This window comes from Mesorhizobium sp. M7A.F.Ca.MR.148.00.0.0, from assembly GCF_003997735.1.
Lineage (GTDB): Bacteria > Pseudomonadota > Alphaproteobacteria > Rhizobiales > Rhizobiaceae > Mesorhizobium.
Window position 1 is genome coordinate 1 of record NZ_RZTB01000416.1, and the last position, 405, is coordinate 405.

The window sequence follows — 405 nt, forward strand, 5'->3', positions numbered from 1 at the left end:
GGCGTTCGCTCATCACGAGCGCAACGCGGCAGGAGGGGCAAGTCATGCCAAGGAGGGAAGGAGATGTCATACGGGGCTCCAAACCGAAAGATTGAGCCCGCTTGACCGAAACATGGAAACGAGCCCGTTAAAGCGGTCCGACATCACGATCGCCAAAAGCGATAGTCAGAGGGGCCCGGCCCGCGTGAGACAAGTTAGGAATGCAGAGCCGCGCCTTCAAGAGCGATATTGCCCTGCAAGAATGATTTGTTCGTCATCGTTGCTCAGACCGTCACCACGATTTCAAATCGTCACCACGATTTCAGATCGTCACCACGATCTTGCCGAACTGCTCGTTCGATTCTAGGTAGCGGTGCGCCTCGACGATTTGGTCGAACGCGAAGGTCCTATCGATGATCGGCTTTA

The 405-nt window shown here is 55.3% G+C and carries 1 protein-coding gene; it reads right to left on the reverse strand.

The genetic code is table 11. The features are described from left to right. Nucleotides 1-301 precede the first annotated feature (301 nt). On the reverse strand, nt 302-405 hold a 104-nt coding region (locus tag EOB49_RS34770; protein WP_164781972.1), incomplete at its 5' end, for a zinc-binding dehydrogenase.